This window comes from Lactobacillus kimbladii (assembly GCF_014323605.1).
Lineage (GTDB): Bacteria > Bacillota > Bacilli > Lactobacillales > Lactobacillaceae > Lactobacillus > Lactobacillus kimbladii_B.
Map to the genome: position 1 here is coordinate 60,511 of NZ_SCMB01000004.1, position 22,255 is coordinate 82,765.

Here is a 22,255-nt window from a genome sequence, read left to right on the forward strand (position 1 = left end):
AGATTATTTTAATTTGCCTTCATCCATTAATTGAGAATCACGTTTTGCCAGTTTCTTATTATGTGCTTGATGACCTTTATCAGACAAATCAGCATTAAACTTGTAGCCTCGTTTCTTCAAAGCTTTAATATCATTTTTTACATCTTTTTTATAAAGTGTAGGATATTTCTTATAATATTTATAATCTTGCAAATAAATCTTATAAATGATAGTGTCAGACCACCCACCATGATCATTTGTAGGTGCTTTTGCTTTCTTTGGCTTTTGTACAGGTTGTGGCTTTAAATCGCCTGATGGTTTAGTAGTAGGAACATTTTCCAATTTAATCTGTCTGTTTAACCATTTAATTTCTGCATTAAGATATTTCTTGAAAGTCTTGGCATACTTAGACTTATAATTTTTAAAATGCTTCAAGATCTTCTTGTAAAGGGCTAATTTTTTAGTCTTATTCGTTAGCTTCTGCCCCTTCTTGACGTTCTTATTGAAATAATTATTTGCTTTTTGGTGGCGTTTTGACCAAGTTTTCTTAGTTTTGTGGATATTGGTCTTTGGTTCGGGATCATTATCTTGGATAGGTTGCGAAATTGGTTCAGCTACAGGAGTTTCAGTTTTATCTGTTGCACTTGTATCTGGATTATTTGTATTAGTGTTGGTATTAGTATTTGTTTGGTCAGTTGCAGCGACATCTGCTAAAACAGCTGAAGTTTGACTAATAACTGGCGCTAAAACGGTAATACCCGCGACAGCTGCAACAATAATATTTTTATGTAATTTCACTTTGGTTTACTCCTTTAAATTTGATTTCAATATCCTTTATCGTTAGGCTGGTCATCACGTTTTGTCAGTTTATAGCTATTTTTTAATAATCAGTAACTGATAAATCGGCATTAAACTGATAGTCTCGTTTTCGCCAGACTCTACATATTGTCTATTATATTTGCTTGGACTATTTTTGTAAAACTAATATTGCTCCGGCCAGTAGCCATTTAATCACCCGGTGGAGTAGACATAGTTGTCAGCTGCTCTTTAGCGGTTTTTACATACCAGACAGCTTCATCTACCTGCGTGACAGTTGCCTTATCAGACCTTAACATAGCAGAAGCGTTTCTTAAGGCACAATCATAATTAGACATAAGATCATGATAAGCGCTATTTTGTGCTAGATCTTTTCCTTCATTAAAAAGTGTGAGTAGTTCCTGTTTGTCAGCTCCTGTCGCAATCTTTTGCCCATTTTCAGCTTGCTCAATCGTATTCAGTGATTTTAACTTTAACCCGCTGACGTATTTCACATCGTTCACCTTAATAAAGTTATTGCCATAGATTAGTGCTTGCTTTTTTGCAGGGTAAGTTGGCTCTGAATTTGGCACCAGGTTTGGTTGGTTGGCATCAATCACACTAGCGTCACTGTAATTTAAACAATGATAAAACAGTTCCGCCTTGTTTTCCTCAGGTACCCAGAGGTACATTAAGCCATCAACTGTCAGATTACTGTATTGTGGCTTTATAATACGTTTACCAATTGTCTTGCCAGATGTGTCATAAAGTTCAACGCTGTTATCTGTCACTGGCGTAACGTAAGTATAAACTAAGTCGCGATAATCAATAATAGGCAAATTCTTTTTCAATTTAACATCGTCTTCATCAACATATTCATCCGGATAGTCGTGCAGTCTGTAAAGATAACCCTCAAAGCCATCATTTTGGTAAGGAATAACAGTTAAATCAAGTTTAATCTTCTGTCCTTTTTTCAGTTTACGTTTAACGGCAGAATAATTTACCGTTATGCTGGCGGTGTTCTTAAGAACAGTCGCTGACGAAACACCGTTGTAGCGAGCAATGTGACCGTTAATATAGCCGACGTTGGCTGCTTTAATGTAACTGTTATGTCCTAAGGAGTAAAAATATTTTCCTTTTATTTTGTGGGCAGGTACGTATTTGGCTTGGAAGTACCTTGCGACATCATTAAGGTAGTAAAAATATTTGGGTGTTTTAGTAGCAGTCTTAGCTTTTCCTTGGTACTTAACAACTGTATTAGTTCTTAGTTTCTTTCCCGTTGTTTTGCCAGTCTTGGTGTAAATCAGTGCATCGTGTTTGATAGTCAATTTGCCTTGTGTGATATTGCGCCCATTGACTTTTAAAACATTAGCATTATTAATGTAATAGTTATGCCCTAAGTGGTAAAATTTTTGTCCGTTAATTTTTTTAGTGCCGTAGTAGGGATAACTGGTTCTACTGTCATCATCATAAACTATCATTTCTGTAGTTAAATAGCCCTTGGAATCAGCATTAAAGCCGTTAGGAATGTTATAGCTATGTGTACCCCGATTTTGCTTCAATTTTATTTTATGGCCTGACGGGTTGTAAACATAATCGCTCTCAAGCAGCATGACTTTTCCTTTGGTTTTCTGAGCAGCTTCTACTGTTTGGCAGTTAGCGGTATATGGTAAAAATAGAGTGGTGGATAGAGCCAGGGCTGTTAAGCCAATGCCAACTTTCTTGAAAAATTTCATATCTTCACCTCATTATCTATGATTTTGTACCTAATATAATTATAACGTAAACTAGTTAGTAAAATCAGAGCAAACAGACGTTCATTTATTTTTGCTAGCGGACAAATACTTGTATAATTAGGTTAGTAAGTATCTAGAAGTAAATAAAGAAGATGTAATGATGAAGCAAGAATCATTATTTGCAAATAGTGGGCAAAATGAACCTTTGGCTAACCGCGTACGGCCCCAAAATCTAGCTCAGTTTGTAGGACAAGAACAGCTGCTGGGACCGGGAAAAATTCTGCGGGAAATCATTGATAATGACCAAGTTTCCTCAATGATTTTTTGGGGACCACCGGGAGTCGGCAAAACGACTTTGGCTGAAATAATTGCCCGGCAGAGTCAAGCGAGCTTTTTTAATTTTAGTGCGGTTGACAGTAGCATCACTAAAATTCGCAAAATTATGAAGCAGGCTGAAGCAGAACACGAAGTGGGGCAAAAAACGCTGGTATTTGTAGATGAAATCCATCGTTTTAATAAAGCACAACAAGATGCTTTTTTACCCTACGTTGAGCGTGGCAGTATCACCTTAATTGGCGCCACGACCGAAAATCCTTCCTTTGAAGTTAACTCGGCGCTGCTTTCACGCTGTAAGGTTTTTGTCTTAAAACCGCTTGAAGTCAAAGATATCATTAAGTTATTACAAAATGCTTTACGCAACCCTAACGGTTTTGGCAAGTTAACCGTTAAAATCAGTAAGCAAGAGATTAAAGCCATTGCCAAATTTGCCAACGGTGATGCCAGAACTGCTTTAAATACGCTGGAGATGGCAGTCTTAAACGGCAACAAAAGTGGTAATACGATTGCTGTGACTATGGACAGTTTGGGACAATTAATTACCCAAAAGTCGGTCCTGTATGATAAAGACGGAGAAGAACACTACAATATCATCTCCGCTTTGCATAAATCGATGCGTAACAGCGATGTAGATGCGGCAATTTATTGGCTGTCGCGAATGCTTGAAGGGGGAGAAGATCCTCTTTATATAGCACGTAGACTAGTGCGTTTTGCCAGTGAAGATATTGGCTTGGCAGATACTAATGCACTAAATGTGGCGGTCAACGTCTTTCAGGCTTGTCAATTTATAGGGATGCCGGAATGTGATGTGCATTTGACGGAAGCAGTGATTTATTTGTCGCTCGCGCCGAAGTCAAACGCAGTTTATAAGGCTAGACTAGCCGCTGAAGAAGATGTCAAAAAGACTGTTGATGAACCAGTGCCGCTGCAGATCCGCAACGCGCCCACCAAGTTGATGAAAGATTTAGGTTATGGCAAAGGTTACCAGCTGGCGCATTATGCTAAAGACAAGTTAACGACAATGAAAACTATGCCACCAAGTTTAGAGGGACACGAATATTATTTGCCAACCTCGCAAGGTCATGAAGACCGCTTTAAAAAGAGGCTGGAACAAATTAAAGAATGGCACAAAGAACACGATAAATAGCGCTCAGCTTTTAAAGTCTAACCTCATTAGTTTTAATTACCGGGACACTAAAAGAATAATATAACAGATCGATTAGCTGGATGATGAATTAAGCGGACACTGCTATTTGAGCATCAACTAAAAAGCAGGCAAACCACAATTTGAGTGGTTTGCCTGTTTTCGTGCTCTTTCTTTTCTGTGGCAATATTTACTTAAATTCATTATTTAACGAAAAGCATGTTGCCTGAAGCCCACATAATGTAAAAAAACAGAATAACACAAATTATTAGAGCTAATAGCCAACCTAAAACCAAACTTATAATAAAGGTAATATGTTTGTGTTGAAAAAATGTTGTCAATACTTCCGCTAAAGCTGATAGTAGAAGACCTAAGGCGCCAACGCTTAAATCAACAGATTTGAAAAACGGTAAGATTAAAACCAATAAGAATGCGCCTAATACAATAAACCATAAATATTTATAGCCATGATCTATTAGCAGTTGTTCTTTCATCGTAGTCTGGTTTTTGATCATTATTAATAGCTCCAATCATGATATTGCCAAGATTTATTATGCACAAAGCAATATTAAATTTTTCACAGATACCAACTTTTGTATGTCTCTCTGAATTTTTTTCAGATAAAAAAAAGCAGTTTTAATTTAACTTAAAATTTCAGTTATACCTATGATAATAATAACTTATAGGTTAGTACATAACTATTAAGATGTAAAGCGAGTAATTAAAAATAAATTAAATTTATTGCCAAATATTATAAGAATAAGCGCAGTACTTATTATTTTTTATGATTTAATCGCAATTACTGATTATACTGTTGATTAACATTATATTTCATTTATAATTATATAATAATTAAAAAATTCAAGAAAGAAAGGTTATAGGAAATGAGATGAAAATGAAATTAGCAAGAGCTGCTTTATTATTGTTGTGTCCATTTGGAATGGCGCTTTTTTTCTCCAATAAGCCGAATTTTAACTTAATATGGTCAATTAGTGCGTTCATCATGACAATAATTGCTACAGCTTGGCTTGAGGTAAAAGAAGATACATTTATTGACCAAGTCGAAAATGACTTAATTTACTGTATGGTATTACAAGGCGCACCTATTAGTTTTGAAACTTTATATTTGTTAAATATGACAGATGAGCAAGAAGACCACCCGTTATTGATACTCTTTATTATTGTTTTAAATTTAATCTGTGTGTTCTTACTTGACTATTTAATTAATCGAGTTAAATTTTACAAAGTTGAAGATAAAAATGATTAAAATTTAACATAATTTGAGTACCAGGCTATTAAAATGCTTAGTACTTTTTTTCTAGCATAAAGTTCGTCAGACTATTTGATATATATCGGTTTTTTAGTTGTCTCTTCCAATAGTTTTTTTAGTTTAGAGTGGTAAAAGTTACGAACTTTTATTTGATAAAAATTACTTCAGTCTTGTAAATATAATTTGTAATTTACAAAGCAGAGACATTAATAATATACTTAAATAAAGTAGCAGTGTATGCATAATAATAATCGATTATATGAATATAGGCAAAAAATGAGTAGCACATCAGTGATAGAAAACGTCATAATTAACGGCACTAAACTTTATTTTTCAATTAGTTCAAAGCAAGGCCGGAAACCAATCATTTTATACTTGCATGGTGGACCGGGCGATGCCTGCATCCCCTTGACTAAAAAATTTAATAGCGAACTGGAAGATCATTTTATCTTTGTCAATTTGGAACAAAGGGGCAGTGGACTATCGTATTACAAATTTTCACCTGAAGAAAACTTGTCCATTAATACCATCTTGGCAGATATACATCAGTTTGTGCTTTATTTATTAAAACGGTTAAAACAAGATAAATTGATTATTATGGGTCATTCTTGGGGTACGGTTTTAGGACTCTATTTTATTCAAATGTATCCAGACCTAGTTACGCAATATATCGGAATTGGTCAAGTCGTTAATATGAAAAAGAATATTGTTTTACAAAAAGCTTTTTTACAAACAAAAATGAAAAATACTGCCAAACTTGATCAACTTGATTTTGTACAAGAACCAACTAAAGCCAGCCTGAAATTAACTAAAATGATTGTGGCTTATGGCGGCTCGATCTATGGCGCTAAAAACTACCGTAAATTAATTTGGCCGTTTATATCCGCTAAAGATTATTCTTTTAAAGACTTAATTCATCGTTTGCAGGGCTCGAAGCAATCAATTCAATATTTTTGGGAAGAACTGATGGCCGTAAATTTCGAAAACAGCGTGCATTTTGCCGTTCCCATCACTTTTTGTGAGGGCAGGCATGACCATCATGTGTCCTCGCAGTTGACTGCAGAATATGCTGCTAAAATTACTAGTTCGTGCAAATTGATTTGGTTTGACCATTCTGGTCATTTCCCGCAGTGGGAAGAGCCAACTAAATTTAATCAGGAAATTATTAGACTTTTAGAACCACAAGCAAACTAAAAAACTGGCAAATCACGTAGATTTACCAGTTTTTTATGTTTAATTAGACTTTATTAGTTATTCTGAAAATTACTTAAAAACTTCGCGGTTTTTTCATTTTGCGGGTGATTGAATAACTGATCAGGTTTACCTTGTTCGGCTATTACACCGTCGCTGATGAAAAACATTTGATCAGAAATTTCTTTAGCAAATGCCATTTCGTGCGTTACGATAATCATCGTTAAACCTGTAGTGGCCAGGTTCTTCATGACGCTTAAAACTTCACCGACCATTTCTGGATCCAAAGCACTAGTAGGCTCATCAAATAACAGAATTTCAGGATCCATGCAGATAGCGCGGGCAATCGCAACCCGTTGTTGTTGTCCACCTGAAAGTTGGTTGGGACGAGCATTAACGTATTGCTCCATACCTACTTTTTTCAGATTAGCAAGTGCAATTTTACGAGCCTCGTCTTTTGACCGTTTTAATACTAACTCTTGACCTACCATACAATTAGCTAAAACATTCTTGTTTTCAAACAAGTCAAATTGTTGGAAAACCATGCCGACTTTAGCACGATAAATATTGCGATTGTAGTTTGGTGCCAAAACATTTTTGCCGTGAAAATCAACTTCACCAGCAGTGGGTTCCTCAAGCAAATTGATGCAGCGCAAAGTTGTTGATTTACCGCCACCTGACGGGCCAATAATGGTGGCAATTTCACCTTTATTAATGTCAAAAGAGATATCTTTCAAAACCTGGTGTTCACCGAATGTTTTCTTGATGTGCTTTAAACTTAAAATAGTTTCGTTTGTTTCAGTCATTAGTTCTTAGCCTCCATGTCTTTAGGTGTGCCCACTTGAACTTGGTTTGCCATTAAGTTGTAATTCTTACTTCCTTGGAGGTGTTTTTCAATTAAGTTGAAAATTCTCGTGATAGTAAAGGTCAAGATGAGGTAGATAGCAGAAATTGTCAGGTAAGTTGGGAAGAACTTGAATGTCTGACTAGCAACAGTTGAACCAACGAAGAACAACTCTGATACGGAGATGATGCTCAGGACTGAAGTATCCTTGATATTAACGATAAATTCGTTAGTAATTGAAGGCAGGCAATTCTTGATCGCTTGTGGCAAAATAATATGCCACATTCTTTGATTATGAGTCATTCCCAACGCGCTGGCTGCTTCAAATTGACCTTCGGGTGTAGAAATAATTCCTCCCCGAATGATTTCGGCTAAATATGCTCCAGTATTGATGGAAACAATGATTAGTGCGGCAATGGTTCTGTCAATGTTCAAGTGCCAGAATTGGGCAATACCATAGTAAATAACAGCAGCTTGAACCATCATTGGCGTACCCCGGAAAATTTCAATATAAACTGAAAGCAACCAGTTGACAAACTTGAGCAGCCATCTTTTACCACCGGTTGTTGGTGTAGGAATAGTTCTCACAATACCAACGGCCAATCCAATAAAGAAGCCTGCTATGGTACCTACAGAAGCCAGAAGAAGCGTCATGCCGATACCATTTAAGATCATGCCGCCATATTGGCGCCACATAGATACTAACCAAGGCTCTGACTTAGCCTTTTTACCTCTTTTATCATTATCAGTTTTAGGCTGCTGCTTAACAGCTTCAGTCATTAACCTAACCCTTTTTGCTTGAGGAATAGTAGCTAAAATTTGGTTGACACTCTTGAGCAGTGCCTTGTTAGGCTTAGCAATTCCGATTGAGGTAACAGACTCTTCTTTAGTAGCGTGAAAACCAGCCATTTTGCTGACAGGAATTGACTTAATGTCAGGGTCAACCATCTTAAAGGAAGTTGATTCAGTGTCTTCGGCAACATAGCCGTCAATGGTACCTGAAATTAAACTTTGCCGCATTGCCGCAAAATCACGCATAGCCGGTTGTCTCTTAGCACCTTTTAACTGCTTGATTAAATCATAGTGGAAAGTGCCTTGCTGCGCTGTTAATTTGGCACCCTTAAAGTCGGTCAGCTTTTTAGCGTTGGCATATCTGCTGTTAATCTTGGTAATTACCACAAAAGTACTGTTTCTATATGGCTTAGAGAAATTAATGGCCTTTTCACGTTCAGCTGTTGGGCTCATCCCAGCGATAATCAAATCAGCTTTGCCACTGGTCAAAGCGGGGAGTAAACCATCCCATTCGGTCTTAACAACTTCTACTTTTCTATGTAATTTTTGACCAATAATTTTGGCAATTTTAACGTCATAGCCATTGGCGTATTCTTTCGACCCTTCAATTGGCACAGCACCATTGGCATTATTAGTCTGTGTCCAATTGTACGGCTGATAATTAGCTTCCATGGCGACTTTTAGCGTACCATCGTCCTTTTTGGCGTTAACTTCATTTAGACTAAAATTAGCCCCAATGCCCAAACAAGTGAATAAGGCAACTAAGGTAGCCAACCACTTAAATCTTGACTTCATTTTGAAAACCTCCACAAAATATGTTTCAAATAAAGCCAATACAATAAAAGCGTAAATAAAAACCTCGCTGTTACACAAAACAACGAGGTTATAATCTATTTTTTTAAACAAATCATATAGCGCTCCCCGGGGACTAACCGGGACAGTCTGCAAAATATTCTCTTGCAGCCCAACAAGAAGATTGAAACGAACAACATTCTTGTTTCGGCGGTAATTCTTACGCTAATCTTCAAAGTGTTCGCTCACTCAGATTAGTTTCGTAACGACCGCGACCTCTATTGCATTGGAAATTATTTAACTTAGAAAAATAATAGGCTATTAAGAGTGACTTGTCAATAATTTTATTTAAAAAATATTTTATAATTATCTCATTTATTATCTTTTACTATTTTAAAAGGGCACGGTGATCCTGCTCTCACTACCAGCCATTATCCTTTTGATAAGCACTTTTTTTCATTCTGGAAACATAGGGATTACCTGCTGTATAATAACGTAATTTTTTATTGGCCCATTCTAATTCGGATTGACTCACGCCAATTCTGGCACTGGTTTTAATTTCCTTAGCCCACTTTTTATGATTATCATCTAAATCAATTTTAAATGGAGAGTCAGATAAGAGGTGTAAATTCCACTTTTTACTGTGAATACCAAAAGCCTGCATCATTTTCGCAGGACCATTAGTTAAAAGCACCCCATTTTTGCCGGCACGATTTTTAATCATCTGCTCTATGCCCCAGACTGGTTCGATGGCTCTAATTAAAACTCCTTGCGGCTCATTATATTCTTGTGTTGCAACATCGAAAAAGAAATACTGTCTTTGGGCGTAAATGTAGATAGTTCCGCCTTTACGATAAAGACCTTCATTAGCCGGACTGCGATGACCGCCGTATGAATGTGCTGCTCGGTCTTTAACGCCTAAGTAAGCTTCAGCTTCCACAATATAGCCACCCATTATATTCTGGCCATCATTATATGTTAATGGTCTGCCAATCAAGTCTTTAGTAATAGCAGCAGTTGATTTATTAGAGAAATAAGTTGAATAATTCATTTTTTCTTCCGTGTAGTAAACTTAAACTAAAAGGAGATATTACAATGACAAAGATAAAATTAGTACGCATTTACGACCATGAGCAGCCTGCTGGCTACCGCATTTTAGTTGATCGTCTGTGGCCACGAGGCAAAAGCAAAAAAGATGCTAACTTGGATGAGTGGGTCAAAGAAATTGGTCCCAGCACCGAATTGCGTAAGTGGTTCAATCACGATGATACTAAATATCCTGAGTTTAGGCAAAAGTACATTGCTGAATTAGAACATAATCCTGTGACTGCCAGTTTTATCACCCGAGTGAAAGACGAACTTGCAAAACAAGATGTCCTTTTTCTTTATGGTGCAAAGAATAAAGAGCACAACCAGGCAGTTGTGCTCAAAGAATACGTTGAACAAAGATTATAGTTTCCGTCTTTTCTTTTTTGCTCGTATAAAATGAAAAGCAATAGTTAAGAGAAGAATACCGAACACAATAAGGGCAAAAGTTGTATTAGGCAGTTCGTAATGTAACGGTTGCAAAGACAATAAAAGTTTAAGAGCAATGATAGCAATTAAAACGTAAGCCATCGGTTGCAGTTCAGGAATAATGTCCATCAATTTGATTATGATTTCGGCAACACCGCGCATACACAAGATACCGATCATGCCACCAATTAATACCACTACCGGATTACTGGAAACCGCTAGAGCAGCTAAAACTGAATCAATTGAAAAAACGATATCCATTGCTTCAATTGAAATAACGGTCCGCCAGAAAAGTGACAGAAAATGTTTGCCCTTTTTGGGAGTGTGCTTAGTAATTTTTGCACTTTCAATCTTTGCGTTAGTGGCAGCCTTTTGGGGATGCCTTTGCTCGTAGAAAAACTTGAACGATAAATAGAAAAGATAGAGACTTCCTGCTAATTTAATTTCCCAAAAATTGATCAGATAAGTACCAATGCCAATCACAATGAAGCGAAAAATGTATGCGCCCCAAAGACCATAGAATAATGACTTTTCCTGTTGTTTCTTGTCAGGCAAAATCTTGGTTTGAGCTGCCAAAACAACTGCATTATCAACAGAAAGCAAGCATTCCATTAGAATCAGGGTTAAGATGACGAGCCAATCTTTGCCACTGGTCAGTACGTGAATCCAATTACTTCCACTGAAAAAGGGAGCATACATTTTAAAAATTGCCATTTAATTAAAAGCTCTTTTCTAGTCCAGATTTATTTTTGATTACTGTGTCAAGTTTTAACAAGTATTATAGTGGTGCTCGGGTAAAAAACAATCCTAATAACATAAAGACTTTTTTTAAAAACTAGTTAAAGCTGTTTAAAAACATCTAGTGCATCCGCAATAATGGAAGAAATTCCTTCTGCTGGAATGGCAGTTTTATTAATTGCCCAAACTTTAGCTCCAGACTGCCTGTAAGATAAAAGCTGGGCAAAAGGGTACACGACGAAACTGGTGCCTGAAATAATTACGAGGTCAGAATTTTGCATTGCATTGACAGATTTGGCTAAACTGTCTCCGTTAATGGCTTCACCGTATAAAACAATTCCCGGTCTGATAATACCGCCACAATTTTCATGCTGGTAAGATTTGGCGTATTCAGCGTATGAAACTGGTTTATGGCACTTAGTGCAGTAAATATTATAAAGACAGCCATGAAATTCGGTCACGTGTTTATTGCCGGCTTTGGTATCCAAGCCATCAACATTTTGTGTAATTAGATCGCCTTTTTCGTTGCAAATCTCGGCAATTTTCTGGTGTATTTCATTTGGCTTGGCTTCAGGGAAATACATATTATCCATCACAAATTTGTAGAAGAATTCTGGTCGCTGATAAAGTGTTTCCTCACTTAAAATCGTTTCCGGACTTTCAGAGACGCCATCATAAATACCGTTTTTAGAGCGATAATCAGGAATACCAGAATGAGTTGAAACTCCGGCACCAGTCAGAAAAGTAATGTGGCGTGCCTGATCAATATCATTTTTTAACTCAGCTATTTCATTTGCATCAATCATAATTTTGCCTTTCTTAAAACTAATTCTGCTACTGCTAGTTTACTACAAGATTTTGTCTAACATATAGGGTTATTGCAATAAAAAACCATGCAGTTTCTTTTTAACTGTATGGTTTTCTTCATTTATTATAGAATTTGAATGTCATGTTCTTTGCATTTAGTAATCATATCGTGAGGCCAGACACTGGCTTGAACTTCACCGATATGAGCTTTGCCAAGCAAAAGCATACATAAGCGAGATTGACCAATTCCACCACCAATGGTATAAGGTAATTCTCCATCAAGCAACATGCGGTGAAATTCCAGTTTTTCACGATCAAGGCAATCAGCCTTCTTCAGTTGTTCGTGCAGGCTTTCAGGACTAACGCGAATCCCCATCGAAGAAATTTCGATTTTTTGCTTTAACGGTTCATACCAGAAAATCAGGTCACCGTTTAATTCCCAGTCATCATAATCGGGTGCACGACCATCGTGTGGCTTGCCGCTTCTCTTCAGTTTATCGCCGACTTTCATTATAAAGACAGCCTTTTCTTCAGCAGTTATTTTGTTTTCTCTTTCTTCAGGGCTGATGTCCGGCCAGCGATCTTCTAATTCTTGTGTAGTAATAAAGTAAAGTTTTTCTGGCAAACGGTAAGTAGAAGCAGGATAGCGGAAAGCACAGCCAGCTTCAATTTCCTTAATACCAGTAAAAATCTTGGTAACGGTACTTTTAAGAGTTTCTATCGTTCTCTCCTCTTTGGCAATGATTTTTTCCCAATCCCATTGGTCAACATAAATTGAATGAAAGTTATCTAAATCTTCATCGCGGCGAATGGCGTTCATGTTAGTAAAAAGACCCTCATGCATGTTAAAGCCATATTTCTTCAGTGCCATTCTTTTCCATTTGGCAAGTGAATGCACTATTTCGAGTGTGTCATCTGTTGGTAAATCCTTGGCATCAAAAGCAACTGGACGCTCAACGCCATTTAAGTTATCATTAAGCCCAGTATGCTTTTCGACGAAGAGTGGGGCCGACATCCGTTGTAAATGTAATTTTTTAGCTAAAACCTTTTGAAATTCTTCACGAATATAAACAATTGCTGCTTCGGTATCGCGAATTGTGAGAGTTGGATGATAATCTTCCGGTAAAATTAAAGTCATTGTTTTGACCTCCTGTAAATTTAAGGAAAAGAAAAAGCCCTTTGTCCCGTTTTTAATAAAAACAAGGACGAAAGGCTTTTTCCGCGGTACCACCTTAATTGCCCACATTCTGGGCCAACTCATGAAGCACTATCATGCTTCACCAGCGTGGTAACGTACTGGAGACGACACAACCTACTTTTACAAAAATTTCAGCGTGCTGCTAAAAGTGTTTTTCAATAACCCAGGGTCTAACGGTTTTCCACTATCACCGTTTCACTTAAAGAAGTAAGTTATCTACTCGTCTTTTTCATTGCATTTAATTTGATAATAATTTAATCATGATTTTAATAAAAATGCAAGTAAAATATCATTAATGTTGAATAAAATATCTAACGTCTGTCAATCTGTTATAATAGATGAAAATACAATTGAGGAGAGTTATATGGTAGTTTTTTATCTAATTTTGGATGCCTTGCTTCTAGGCTACACTTGTTATAGTTGGTACTGGCAGGCAAATATTGACTTAAAGGGACATTATCGCTCGTCTTCAGTTATTTGGGCCGTAATTTTTATTTGGATCGGTTTTGCCTGGCAATTAATTGAAAAGGGCGATCCGGGTCTTAGTATTTTCCTGGCAATCTTCTTGTTGATTGGTATTATTGATGGTTTTACGGGTCTGGCACCTAAAAGAGCTGTTGTTTCAGGTTACTTTCGTCGGACCGTCTCATATTCAGAGATTGCGATGGTCACTTTAATTAAGGTGCCTAATCCTAAGAAAAAGCAGGTAATTTGTATTTTAACAACCCAGAAGAACAGACAATATTACCTGCGCTTTTCTTACGGCGTAGCACAAATTGTCGAGGCACTTAAAAATCATATTCACCATGATATTAGGATTGAAATTCAAGATATTTTTTAAGCCACACAATTAACGTGGCTTTTTTAATGGGCTTATTTTTCTTCCCAGTTCATTTCCAGATATTTGGTAAAGCCACCCTTAAGGGCGCGCTTTTCTTTTACTTGTTTTAAAAAAGTTGCTTGATCAACATTTTTAAATTTGAGGTATGCCAAAATGACTTCGTAAACATCACCTAATTCCTCAATTAAATTAGTTTCAGTTTTAGCAGCCAGAACTTCATTAGTTTCTTCAATTAATTTTTGCTTTAAAGCCGGTTCTCTTTCTGCGGGAGCAAGTTCACGGTAAGTAGCATAGTGCGCAAATTCTGGTATTTTATCTCTAACTAATTTTTTCATTTTGATGAGCCTTTCTTACTAGTATTATTTTAAATTTTATTATACTGCTAATTTTTTCAAAAAATATGTGAAAAAGATAACAATATGTAGTAAAATTAACATAGTAGAGATATATTTATATTAGAAAGTGTGAAGATATGCGTAATAATGATTTTAATGATGTAGTACAAAATCGTCATTCTGTACGTCACTTTGATAAAAGTGTTAAAATTCCGCGTTCAGAATTTAAAGAAATGTTTGAAGAAACAGTAACTGCTCCTTCCGGTTGCAATTTGCAAGGTTGGCACTTTGAAGTAGCAGACACCCCGGAAACTATTGCTAAAGTTAAGAAATACATGCTGAGATTTAACGATCCCCAGATGGACAGCTGTGCCGCAGTTGTGCAAGTCTTTGCCGATGTTTATGCTTATAAAAAGTATCGTGAAAATTGGACTAAAGAATATGAGACAGGCAACATCACTAAGGAAAAATTAGACGAAGTCTTAAGAACCTTTTTGCCATCTTATGAAAATGGCACATATTATTCTTGTGCAATTGATTCCATTAGGTCTTGCTCACTTGCTGCTATGCAGTTTATGCTTGTTGCTCGCAACCATGGTTACGACACTAACCCAATTGCTGGCTATGATGAATCTAAAATTGCCAGGACCTTTAACTTGGAGCCAAAACGCTACTTACCAGTAATGGCAATAGTAATTGGCAAGAGCAATGAAACCGAAGAAACTATGGCTAAAACAACTCGCTACCCAGCTGAAACTGTTTATCACTTTGCGGAATAAATAATAAGAGCGCATTTTAAAAGCCTTCCGTCTTGGAAGGCTTTTTGTTATTTATAAAATTGGCGAAAGCATCCGTGAAAAACTTTGCAAAATCTTAAGCCAGCGACCCTGTTTGGCAATATCCTCAGGAGTCAATAATGAAGAAACTTTCATATCGTCTTCAAATGATTTGGCAACTTCACGAGTGAAATTTTTATCATAAAAAACTGCAACATCTTCAAAATTAAGATCATATGAGCGGTAATCCTGATTCATTGACCCCACTGTAGAAAAAGTATCGTCTACTACAATTGTTTTGGCATGAATAAAACCTTTGTTGTAAATATAAATTTTAATGCCATAACGGGATAATTCATTGGCATACCATTGGGTAGCGCGGTAAATAAATGGGTGGTCTGGTTTACACGGTATCATAATCCGTAAATCTACTCCTGACTGGGCAATTGTTTGCAAAGTGGCAAACATTGCATCATCAGGAATTAAATATGGTGTCTGAATCCAGAGCCGTTTTTTTGCTAAAGACATCAGCCGCATAATACCATTACGCATATTAGCATTATAGCGGTCAGGTCCGTCTGAAACTATTTGTGTTGCTACATCACCAGGATGAATCTCGTTTTCATCCAAGTTGGGGAAAAGGATAGTATTGAAAGCAATAACCTGATTTTCTTTTTGAATAGAGGCATTCCAATCCATCACAAACCGCTCTTGCAATAATAAAGAAGCAGATCCGACAATCCTCACTTGGCTGTCACGCCAATAACCAAATTTTTTCTTGCGACTCAGGTACTGATCCCCTATATTAAAGCCGCCAGTCCAGGAGGTTTTACCGTCAACTACCACAATTTTACGGTGCAAATGGTAGTTAATCCGGTACCGCGTAATCATGTTGCGAGAAGTAATAAAGGGCAGGACTACGCCACCGGCTTTTCTTAACTGATCAAACCAGGCTTTAGTTGCGCCCATAGACCCCCAAGCATCATATAACAAACGCACTGACACGCCTTCTTGTGCCTTTTTAATCAGTAAATTTAGAAAATCGTTGCCGATTTCATCATTATAAAAGGTATAAAATTCAACATTTACTGATTGCTTAGCGTTATTAATGTCAGCCATCATGTCATGAAACATTATTTTGCCGTCAGTATAGAGCTTAACGTGATTGTTTTTACTCAATGGTGATTCGCCATCATGATCAAAAAAATGTACCACCATTTTGGCTTTATTTGATGTATCAGATGTACTAATTTTCTTAGGTGCAGCAGTAATAGATTTTTGCACATTCCGCAACCCAATATGATGTTGCTTGTTAATGGCAAAAATATTTTCCTGTGAAATTCCCCGACCAAAAAAGCCGTAAATGATCATCCCTAAAACTGGGAAAACCAGCAGAATAATCAGCCAGGCCCAAGTAGTTGAGACAGAACGTCTTCTATGAAAGACGATATAAAAGGCTAGAATAGTATTAGTAATAATGATGATACGTCCTATGTCGCGGAGCAGAATCACACGTATTTCCTCCAAAAATCAAATTACTTCTTAATACCAATAAACTTATCAATAATGTCGATTACAAATGGATTATCGTGCATCCAGCTGTGTTCAGCGTATTTTTTACCGCGAATTTCAACTTCATGATAAGATTTAGCATAAGGAGCCAGAATATAGCGGATGCTTTTAGCAGAAGTGACGGAAATAAATTTGTCACTATTAGTGTTATCTAAAACATTACCATAAATATTTAATACTGAAATATTAGGATTAAACCGTTTGCGTCTGAGCAACAGATACAGATAGTGCAGATTAACTACAGCTGGACGACCTTTTTGGTTAAAGGCATTTACATTTGGGATATCTCCTAAATAAACAACACCGTCAAAAGGACCTGCGATAAACGCACATTTGACTAAATGAGGGAAATTTTTCTTTCGGTATTCACGCATTTCAGTCCGTACTATGCAGGGACATGCCAATGAATGTGCAATTGCTGAATAATGCGAAAAGTGGTACCTTTGAGCTAAAAAGGGCAGTGTAAAACGCAGGTAGTAGTCAATTGCATATACGCCGACGAGTCTCTGGCGAAAAACAACTTGCACTATTGGATTGGGATCACCAGTCCAAGTCCCTTCTAACTTAAAGTTTCCCAGTAAATCAACAGTAACTTTGAGATATTTGGGATTGCCTTTATCGGCAAGTGCCTGTTTAACCATTGCCTTTGTAGTGTAGTCACCGCCGCGAAAGCCATGAAAATAAATTATAGGTACCTGGTCAAAGTTGCCTTTTTTTGGTTCAATAGTGGCGTCATCTTCGATCCCCTTTTTGTGCAAACGCAAGAAAATACGTGTAGGTGCAAAAGTTGCCAAGGCAGCCAAGAAAACCATGCTTAGTCTGCTTGGTTCCTTTGCAAGGTCGCGCTTGTGGTTTTTCTCCACTTCTTCCTTGTATTTTTTAGTATTGAAGAACATAATACCACCTTAAAAATAGAACTACTTATATTTTAGCATTGACTGGGAATTTTAGTGATGGGGGGACATATGAAATTTTATGCAGTAAAAAAAGGCCACAAGCCAGGCGTTTATCGCACCTGGGATGAGGCCCGGAAACAAGTTGAAGGCTATTCTGGTGCTGAATACAAATCCTTTACCAAAATAACTGACGCCACTGAATATTTAGATTGGGATCGCAAAACAGTTCATCAAGTTTTTCAAAAAGACGAGGATTCATTACAAAAAGCCATTGCCAAGATTCAAAAAGAAAGTCGCAAAATCAAGCAAAATCCTGCCATTGACAATACACAAAAAGTGACAAAAGCAACTGATCAATTACTTCCAGCAGATTCCGGCAATTATTTTGCCACTATTTATACTGACGGCGGTACCCGCAACACCGGTAATTTTAAGGGTGGTCATGTGCGAGAAACTGATAAAGCTGCATGGGCTTATCTAATAGAATGGCAAGATCAGGGTCATAAAAAATCTACTTATGATTCAAACGGTGAATTTGGGGCTACTAATAATAAGATGGAACTAACAGCTTTAATAGAAGCGCTCAAAAAATTGCTCGAGTTGGGCTTTAATGAAAGACCATTATTATTTGTGCTAGATTCACAATACGTTTTAAATCCAATTACTAAAGGCTGGCTTAAAAGCTGGAAAAAGCGGGGATGGACAAAGAGTACGAAAGGTGCAATTGCCAACCTTGAGTGTTGGCAGGAGCTGGAGCAGCTTTTAAATAAATTTCCTCAAGCTAAATTCGAATGGACTAAAGGACACGCCAATAATCGCGGTAATGAATTTGTTGATCATACATTAAACAAATTTATGGATCAAATGTAATTAATTAAAATTAACAATAATCAGGCCACTAAAAAGATTGCTGAAAAATGAAGTAATATTATGCCAAATTTGTTCAAACCAGTTACGATTTTCTGGAGTGTTTATTTTATCGAAGATTCCTTTGGCATTCTTCTTGATGTTTTTGGACAAAGCATCAGCCTGATCCTTAAATTTGTGATTTTTTAAAGCACCGGAATCACGGACTTCAATTAAGACATTAATAATTTGCTGTTTTTGATTATTATTAATGACATCACCAAGATGATTAATATTGATCTGATTGTTTACAATATCATGAATTTGACTGTCTGACACATTGTTGCCGATTTTACCCATTTCCTGTTTAGCGCCGGCGACTGCATTATTTAATTGTGCATCGCTATAACCGCTTTTATCCTGATTTTCCTTAGTAATTTTACTTAAGGTATTCATTTCGTCTTGTGCCGCATTAACTTGGTTTTGATTTAGATTTTCTCCAGTTTTGTTGTAGGCAGCATAAACACCTGCTAAAGCACCGGAGCCATCGATTGGAACAGCGCTCGTAACATAAATATTGGCATCAGAAATACCGGCAGTTAAAGCAGCATTTTTATATTGATCAGCTGTAATTGTTGTGATATTATTACGCCCCTGATAATCAAGGATGTGGACATTAATGCCATTACCTTGTCCAGCTTTTTCAATCATGGCACTGGACCAGACACCAGAGCGGGTGGTAAAGTTTGCACCTGAAGGATTAAGGTATTTGACTAAATCTTCACCAGTAATGGTAATTGTTTGGTAACTACTGCCATTTAGCGGTTCGCTGAGTGTTTTCAGTGTACCGCTTCTTTGGGAAGCGGTCAAAGAAGTCCCAAGGCAAACAACTGGCAATTCATCTGCTTTAACAGTTTGTGTGACAGCGCCGCACATAAGCAAACTAAAAAATAACAGTGTAATAATAGTTGAAATTGTTTTTGCTTTTTTCATAAAAAATTAACTCCTTTTGACTGTTCCTAATTATACTAAATGCTAAAAACAAAAGGTTAAATTATAGTTATGTACTACTTACTTTACGTTATTTTTAATATTTAAGATGGTATAATAGCAAATTGAAGGAGGGAGCTATGATTCAGCAACCTGAATTAACTGTCATTATGCCTGTTTACAATGTCGAAAGATATTTAGATCGGGCACTTGAACATTTAGCTAAGCAAGACGATCCGAATTTTAAGTTGTTAATTGTCAATGATGGTTCAACGGATAATACGCGAAAAATAGCAGAAAGCTATCGTGAAAGATTCCGTTACTTTAAGATAATAAACAAGCACAATGGTGGCTTGTCTGATGCACGTAATGTCGGTATTGCCAATGTCGATACGCCATATTTTACATTTCATGATGGTGATGACTGGGTAGATTCCGATTATACAGCATTTTTTGTAAATGCTTTTCACAACCATCCGGATGCGGCAATGGTTTCCTGTGGCTTTTGGCTTGACTACGAAACGAAACCAGGCTCAATCCCTGTTACCAAAAAAATTGTCCAGGGTATGAAGGGCAAGGCTAGAACTTACCAGTTAATCAGCAACCCATTAGGCTCTTTGTGTGATAATCATTGCCTGGCTACTCCAGTCAAAGGCTATACCTGGAACAAGGGCTATAAATTATCTGTCGTGCGGAGGAATCATCTTCACTTCATGGAAAATTTGGCATTCATGGAAGATCAGATATTTAATGTGCAATATTTGGCTTTAACAGAAGGCTTTTATTGTGATAGTAAACCTATATACCATTATTGGCAGCGTAAGGACAGCATGGTTCATCACTTTAACGCCAAAATGATTCCTGATAATTTTAAAGCTAACTATATTATTGCTAAGATCATTGTTCGCAGTTTGTGGCATGAGCATAAGAAAGAAAAAAATTCTAATCAAAGTTTGGTAGAAGCTAGTGAAAGAGACCAAAGATGAGAGAAAAAGTTAATGGTAACGAGCTTTATTACAGTAAGTTAGGCAAGGGTGCCCCGCTGCTTTTATTACACGGACATCATTTAGATGGTGGCATGTTTGACCAGATTGTTGCCCCGCTTTCTCTTTACTATACGGTTTATGTTCTAGATATGAGAGGCCATGGTCTCAGTCAGGGAGAACCTGCCGAGCACTATCAAACAGAAGTTGAAGACTTGGCTGCTTTTATTAAGCAGGTGAATATCAGAGGCTGCTATTGTTTTGGCTTTGATGCCGGTGGTTTGGTGGCAATGATGCTTGCAAGTCAGGATCAAAATATCTTTAAAAAGCTCATGGTAGCCGGTGTCTTTGTAAATGGCAATGGTATCAAATCATATCATTATTTGACTGAAGGCTTTCTGCGCTTCTTGCGCATGAACCGTGATAGTAAAGTTGAATTGTCAGAAAGTTTCATGTCTGTTGACAGCTTGAAGGCAATCAAGATACCGACTTATTGTGTCGTGGGAGAAAAAGACTGGGTTAAAGTAGAACATGTTCGCTGGTACAGTCAAATTATTCCTCAAGGACAGCTTCTGATTATGCCTAGACAAAAGCATGAAGGTTATGCAGTTAGGAGTTTTAAACTGCTAAACTTAATGGAAGACTTTTTTAAGTAGTTTATTTAGTTTAAGAATATTTTTGTTTCAAACATAATATTTAAAAGCCGATATTAGTTTCGGCTTTTTTGAATTTTTACTTTTCTAGGCACTGGGGACTTTTTTGGTTATAATAGACTTGCAAAGATTGTAATTTTTAAAAAACGAGGTAGTCATGAACAAGGAAGAACTTCTTCAAATATTGCACCCGATGAAGCTGATTGGGTTGGGCGGAAATCCCGCATTAAATGAAAAAATTGCGCAAATTTTGAAAAAACCGTTAATTGAAACTGCTGTGCAACATTTCAGTGACGGTGAAATTCAAGTTAATATTGGTGAAAGTGTCAGAGGATGTGATGTTTTCGTTATTCAGTCAATTCAGGATCCTGTAAATGAAAACTTTATGGAACTGGAAATTGTTTTGGATGCTTTGCATCGCGCTTCAGCACACAGAATCAATGTGGTAGTGCCATACCTGGCTTATTCACGTTCAGATACCAAAACTCGTTCGCGGGAACCAATAACTGCTAAACTAATAGCTAATTTATTACAAATTACTGGTCTGGATCACTTAATTGCACTTGATTTACATGCTTCGCAAATTCAAGGATTTTATAATGTGCCAGTTGATCATTTGCATGCTATGCCACTTTTAGCACAGTATTTTATAGATAACGGTATTGCTACTAAAGAAGAAGACGATATTGTGGTTGTTTCTCCAGATCATTCTGGAGCTAAACTAGCTCGTAATTTTGGTCAGTACTTTGATGCTCCAATTGCGATTGTTGATCAGCGTCATGCACGTTATGACGCTGATGTACATGATATGATTGGTGACGTCAAAGATAAAAAGTGTATTATTGTAGATGATTTAATTGATACGGGGTCGCGAATTTCTTCTTCAACTAAGTCCGTTTTAGCAGCAGGTGCAAAGAAAGTTTACGTTGCATCAACTCACGCATTATTATCACAAAATGCAACTGAAGTTCTGAATGAGTTGCCAATCGAACAAATAGTGGTAACTGATACAATTAAACATAGTCATTATCCAGATAGAATGGTTCGTATTTCAGTCGATTTGCTTTTAGCGCGTGGAATTAATTATGTATATAATGACCGTTCAATGCATTTGTTAAGTGAAAGCAAATTAAAGTAATTACGTAGATAAACGGCTTATTTTAGTATATGTTTCTTTAGTAAATACTATCAGCCAATAATATACCGGTGCATTTTTATTTATTTAT

General features: G+C 36.9%; 23 protein-coding genes, 1 riboswitch and 1 other annotated feature. Of the genes, 10 read left to right on the forward strand and 13 right to left on the reverse strand.

Annotation, left to right across the window (positions count from 1 at the left end):
* Window positions 1-3 precede the first annotated feature (3 nt).
* Both ERK18_RS06730 and ERK18_RS06735 read right to left on the reverse strand, forming a co-directional pair.
* The gene (locus ERK18_RS06730; protein ID WP_187154816.1) at window positions 4-777 is read right to left on the reverse strand and encodes a hypothetical protein; all 774 of its coding nucleotides are present in this window, start codon (window positions 775-777) and stop codon (window positions 4-6) included.
* 209 nt (window positions 778-986) lie between these two features.
* Window positions 987-2,510: an SLAP domain-containing protein gene (locus ERK18_RS06735; RefSeq protein WP_187154817.1), complete on the reverse strand. Its 1,524-nt coding sequence runs from the start codon at window positions 2,508-2,510 to the stop codon at window positions 987-989.
* 160 nt (window positions 2,511-2,670) lie between these two features.
* Here ERK18_RS06735 and ERK18_RS06740 point away from each other — a divergent pair, with 160 nt between their 5' ends.
* Window positions 2,671-3,993, forward strand: coding sequence for a replication-associated recombination protein A (locus ERK18_RS06740; RefSeq protein ID WP_187154956.1), 1,323 nt, complete (start codon window positions 2,671-2,673; stop codon window positions 3,991-3,993).
* A gap of 200 nt (window positions 3,994-4,193) precedes the next feature.
* Here ERK18_RS06740 and ERK18_RS06745 read toward each other — a convergent pair whose 3' ends face one another.
* Window positions 4,194-4,505 carry a hypothetical protein gene (locus ERK18_RS06745; protein WP_034980868.1) on the reverse strand — a complete coding sequence of 104 codons (312 nt, stop codon included), beginning with the start codon at window positions 4,503-4,505 and terminating at the stop codon, window positions 4,194-4,196.
* A gap of 380 nt (window positions 4,506-4,885) precedes the next feature.
* Here ERK18_RS06745 and ERK18_RS06750 point away from each other — a divergent pair, with 380 nt between their 5' ends.
* Together ERK18_RS06750 and ERK18_RS06755 are read left to right on the forward strand one after the other, a co-directional pair.
* Window positions 4,886-5,257, forward strand: coding sequence for a hypothetical protein (locus ERK18_RS06750; RefSeq protein WP_187154818.1), 372 nt, complete (start codon window positions 4,886-4,888; stop codon window positions 5,255-5,257).
* 279 nt (window positions 5,258-5,536) lie between these two features.
* Window positions 5,537-6,454, forward strand: coding sequence for an alpha/beta fold hydrolase (locus tag ERK18_RS06755; protein ID WP_222710125.1), 918 nt, complete (start codon window positions 5,537-5,539; stop codon window positions 6,452-6,454).
* A 53-nt stretch (window positions 6,455-6,507) separates the two neighbouring features.
* On the opposite strand, the gene ERK18_RS06760 is transcribed toward ERK18_RS06755, so the two are convergent.
* The 3 genes from ERK18_RS06760 to ERK18_RS06770 all read right to left on the reverse strand — a co-directional run bounded on the left by ERK18_RS06760 (window position 6,508) and on the right by ERK18_RS06770 (window position 9,930).
* Window positions 6,508-7,257: an amino acid ABC transporter ATP-binding protein gene (locus ERK18_RS06760; RefSeq protein WP_187154820.1), complete on the reverse strand. Its 750-nt coding sequence runs from the start codon at window positions 7,255-7,257 to the stop codon at window positions 6,508-6,510.
* Entirely contained in the window at window positions 7,257-8,882 is a 1,626-nt protein-coding gene (locus tag ERK18_RS06765; protein ID WP_187154821.1) for an ABC transporter substrate-binding protein/permease, read from the reverse strand. The genes ERK18_RS06760 and ERK18_RS06765 overlap by 1 nt, the downstream gene beginning before the upstream one ends.
* Window positions 8,883-8,991: 109 nt before the next feature.
* Window positions 8,992-9,168, reverse strand: a riboswitch (Lysine riboswitch).
* A gap of 132 nt (window positions 9,169-9,300) precedes the next feature.
* Window positions 9,301-9,930: a DNA-3-methyladenine glycosylase gene (locus ERK18_RS06770; protein ID WP_187154822.1), complete on the reverse strand. Its 630-nt coding sequence runs from the start codon at window positions 9,928-9,930 to the stop codon at window positions 9,301-9,303.
* A 44-nt stretch (window positions 9,931-9,974) separates the two neighbouring features.
* Between ERK18_RS06770 and ERK18_RS06775 the strand changes: the two genes are divergently transcribed.
* On the forward strand, window positions 9,975-10,334 hold the full coding sequence (locus ERK18_RS06775) for a DUF488 domain-containing protein (protein ID WP_187154823.1): 360 nt from the start codon (window positions 9,975-9,977) through the stop codon (window positions 10,332-10,334).
* Here ERK18_RS06775 and ERK18_RS06780 read toward each other — a convergent pair.
* The 3 genes from ERK18_RS06780 to asnA form a co-directional block, all read right to left on the reverse strand.
* Window positions 10,329-11,108 carry a TerC family protein gene (locus ERK18_RS06780; protein WP_187154824.1) on the reverse strand — a complete coding sequence of 260 codons (780 nt, stop codon included), beginning with the start codon at window positions 11,106-11,108 and terminating at the stop codon, window positions 10,329-10,331. The genes ERK18_RS06775 and ERK18_RS06780 overlap by 6 nt on opposite strands.
* A 125-nt stretch (window positions 11,109-11,233) precedes the next feature.
* Complete coding sequence (locus ERK18_RS06785) at window positions 11,234-11,938, reverse strand: NAD-dependent protein deacylase (RefSeq protein WP_122051811.1); 705 nt, start codon at window positions 11,936-11,938, stop codon at window positions 11,234-11,236.
* Window positions 11,939-12,063: 125 nt separating this feature from the next.
* Entirely contained in the window at window positions 12,064-13,077 is a 1,014-nt protein-coding gene (gene asnA, locus ERK18_RS06790; protein ID WP_187154825.1) for an aspartate--ammonia ligase, read from the reverse strand.
* Between the two features lie 60 nt (window positions 13,078-13,137).
* Window positions 13,138-13,379, reverse strand: a binding site (T-box leader).
* A 122-nt stretch (window positions 13,380-13,501) separates the two neighbouring features.
* Between asnA and ERK18_RS06795 the strand changes: the two genes are divergently transcribed.
* Entirely contained in the window at window positions 13,502-13,978 is a 477-nt protein-coding gene (locus ERK18_RS06795; RefSeq protein ID WP_034980835.1) for a hypothetical protein, read from the forward strand.
* A gap of 32 nt (window positions 13,979-14,010) precedes the next feature.
* Here ERK18_RS06795 and ERK18_RS06800 read toward each other — a convergent pair whose 3' ends face one another.
* Entirely contained in the window at window positions 14,011-14,313 is a 303-nt protein-coding gene (locus tag ERK18_RS06800) for a nucleoside triphosphate pyrophosphohydrolase (protein WP_187154826.1), read from the reverse strand.
* Window positions 14,314-14,450: 137 nt separating this feature from the next.
* On the opposite strand from ERK18_RS06800, the gene ERK18_RS06805 reads away from it, so the two are divergent.
* Window positions 14,451-15,092, forward strand: a complete 642-nt coding sequence (locus tag ERK18_RS06805; RefSeq protein WP_034980832.1) for a nitroreductase family protein — start codon at window positions 14,451-14,453, stop codon at window positions 15,090-15,092.
* Window positions 15,093-15,143: 51 nt separating this feature from the next.
* Here the strand turns inward: ERK18_RS06805 and cls are convergent, their stop codons facing one another.
* Together cls and ERK18_RS06815 are read right to left on the reverse strand one after the other, a co-directional pair.
* Window positions 15,144-16,607: a cardiolipin synthase gene (cls, locus tag ERK18_RS06810; RefSeq protein WP_390885863.1), complete on the reverse strand. Its 1,464-nt coding sequence runs from the start codon at window positions 16,605-16,607 to the stop codon at window positions 15,144-15,146.
* A 17-nt stretch (window positions 16,608-16,624) separates the two neighbouring features.
* Window positions 16,625-17,557 (reverse strand): alpha/beta hydrolase, encoded by a 933-nt coding sequence (locus ERK18_RS06815; RefSeq protein WP_122051814.1) that lies wholly within the window; start codon window positions 17,555-17,557, stop codon window positions 16,625-16,627.
* A 69-nt stretch (window positions 17,558-17,626) separates the two neighbouring features.
* Between ERK18_RS06815 and ERK18_RS06820 the strand changes: the two genes are divergently transcribed.
* Entirely contained in the window at window positions 17,627-18,427 is an 801-nt protein-coding gene (locus ERK18_RS06820) for a ribonuclease H family protein (protein WP_122051815.1), read from the forward strand.
* Here the strand turns inward: ERK18_RS06820 and ERK18_RS06825 are convergent, their stop codons facing one another.
* Complete coding sequence (locus ERK18_RS06825; protein ID WP_187154828.1) at window positions 18,428-19,396, reverse strand: DUF1002 domain-containing protein; 969 nt, start codon at window positions 19,394-19,396, stop codon at window positions 18,428-18,430. It lies immediately after the preceding gene.
* 137 nt (window positions 19,397-19,533) lie between these two features.
* Here ERK18_RS06825 and ERK18_RS06830 point away from each other — a divergent pair, with 137 nt between their 5' ends.
* The 3 genes from ERK18_RS06830 (at window position 19,534) to ERK18_RS06840 (ending at window position 22,167) form a co-directional block, all read left to right on the forward strand.
* The gene (locus tag ERK18_RS06830; protein ID WP_187154829.1) at window positions 19,534-20,379 is read left to right on the forward strand and encodes a glycosyltransferase family A protein; all 846 of its coding nucleotides are present in this window, start codon (window positions 19,534-19,536) and stop codon (window positions 20,377-20,379) included.
* The gene (locus ERK18_RS06835; RefSeq protein ID WP_187154830.1) at window positions 20,376-21,032 is read left to right on the forward strand and encodes an alpha/beta fold hydrolase; all 657 of its coding nucleotides are present in this window, start codon (window positions 20,376-20,378) and stop codon (window positions 21,030-21,032) included. The genes ERK18_RS06830 and ERK18_RS06835 overlap by 4 nt, the downstream gene beginning before the upstream one ends.
* A 154-nt stretch (window positions 21,033-21,186) precedes the next feature.
* A complete protein-coding gene (locus tag ERK18_RS06840) occupies window positions 21,187-22,167 on the forward strand; it encodes a ribose-phosphate diphosphokinase (protein WP_187154831.1) in 981 nt (326 codons plus the stop codon).
* The last annotated feature ends 88 nt before the right edge of the window (window positions 22,168-22,255 follow it).

Excerpts from the sequence above, each read along its gene's own strand:
- ERK18_RS06735 (WP_187154817.1), bottom strand. The coding sequence starts at position 2,510 with ATGAAATTTTTCAAGAAAGTTGGCATTGGCTTAACAGCCCTGGCTCTA.
- ERK18_RS06740 (WP_187154956.1), top strand. The coding sequence starts at position 2,671 with ATGAAGCAAGAATCATTATTTGCAAATAGTGGGCAAAATGAACCTTTG.
- ERK18_RS06745 (WP_034980868.1), bottom strand. The coding sequence starts at position 4,505 with ATGATCAAAAACCAGACTACGATGAAAGAACAACTGCTAATAGATCAT.
- ERK18_RS06750 (WP_187154818.1), top strand. The coding sequence starts at position 4,886 with ATGAAATTAGCAAGAGCTGCTTTATTATTGTTGTGTCCATTTGGAATG.
- ERK18_RS06755 (WP_222710125.1), top strand. The coding sequence starts at position 5,537 with ATGAGTAGCACATCAGTGATAGAAAACGTCATAATTAACGGCACTAAA.
- ERK18_RS06760 (WP_187154820.1), bottom strand. The coding sequence starts at position 7,257 with ATGACTGAAACAAACGAAACTATTTTAAGTTTAAAGCACATCAAGAAA.
- ERK18_RS06765 (WP_187154821.1), bottom strand. The coding sequence starts at position 8,882 with ATGAAGTCAAGATTTAAGTGGTTGGCTACCTTAGTTGCCTTATTCACT.
- ERK18_RS06770 (WP_187154822.1), bottom strand. The coding sequence starts at position 9,930 with ATGAATTATTCAACTTATTTCTCTAATAAATCAACTGCTGCTATTACT.
- ERK18_RS06775 (WP_187154823.1), top strand. The coding sequence starts at position 9,975 with ATGACAAAGATAAAATTAGTACGCATTTACGACCATGAGCAGCCTGCT.
- ERK18_RS06780 (WP_187154824.1), bottom strand. The coding sequence starts at position 11,108 with ATGGCAATTTTTAAAATGTATGCTCCCTTTTTCAGTGGAAGTAATTGG.
- ERK18_RS06785 (WP_122051811.1), bottom strand. The coding sequence starts at position 11,938 with ATGATTGATGCAAATGAAATAGCTGAGTTAAAAAATGATATTGATCAG.
- asnA (WP_187154825.1), bottom strand. The coding sequence starts at position 13,077 with ATGACTTTAATTTTACCGGAAGATTATCATCCAACTCTCACAATTCGC.
- ERK18_RS06795 (WP_034980835.1), top strand. The coding sequence starts at position 13,502 with ATGGTAGTTTTTTATCTAATTTTGGATGCCTTGCTTCTAGGCTACACT.
- ERK18_RS06800 (WP_187154826.1), bottom strand. The coding sequence starts at position 14,313 with ATGAAAAAATTAGTTAGAGATAAAATACCAGAATTTGCGCACTATGCT.
- ERK18_RS06805 (WP_034980832.1), top strand. The coding sequence starts at position 14,451 with ATGCGTAATAATGATTTTAATGATGTAGTACAAAATCGTCATTCTGTA.
- ERK18_RS06815 (WP_122051814.1), bottom strand. The coding sequence starts at position 17,557 with ATGTTCTTCAATACTAAAAAATACAAGGAAGAAGTGGAGAAAAACCAC.
- ERK18_RS06820 (WP_122051815.1), top strand. The coding sequence starts at position 17,627 with ATGAAATTTTATGCAGTAAAAAAAGGCCACAAGCCAGGCGTTTATCGC.
- ERK18_RS06825 (WP_187154828.1), bottom strand. The coding sequence starts at position 19,396 with ATGAAAAAAGCAAAAACAATTTCAACTATTATTACACTGTTATTTTTT.
- ERK18_RS06830 (WP_187154829.1), top strand. The coding sequence starts at position 19,534 with ATGATTCAGCAACCTGAATTAACTGTCATTATGCCTGTTTACAATGTC.
- ERK18_RS06835 (WP_187154830.1), top strand. The coding sequence starts at position 20,376 with ATGAGAGAAAAAGTTAATGGTAACGAGCTTTATTACAGTAAGTTAGGC.
- ERK18_RS06840 (WP_187154831.1), top strand. The coding sequence starts at position 21,187 with ATGAACAAGGAAGAACTTCTTCAAATATTGCACCCGATGAAGCTGATT.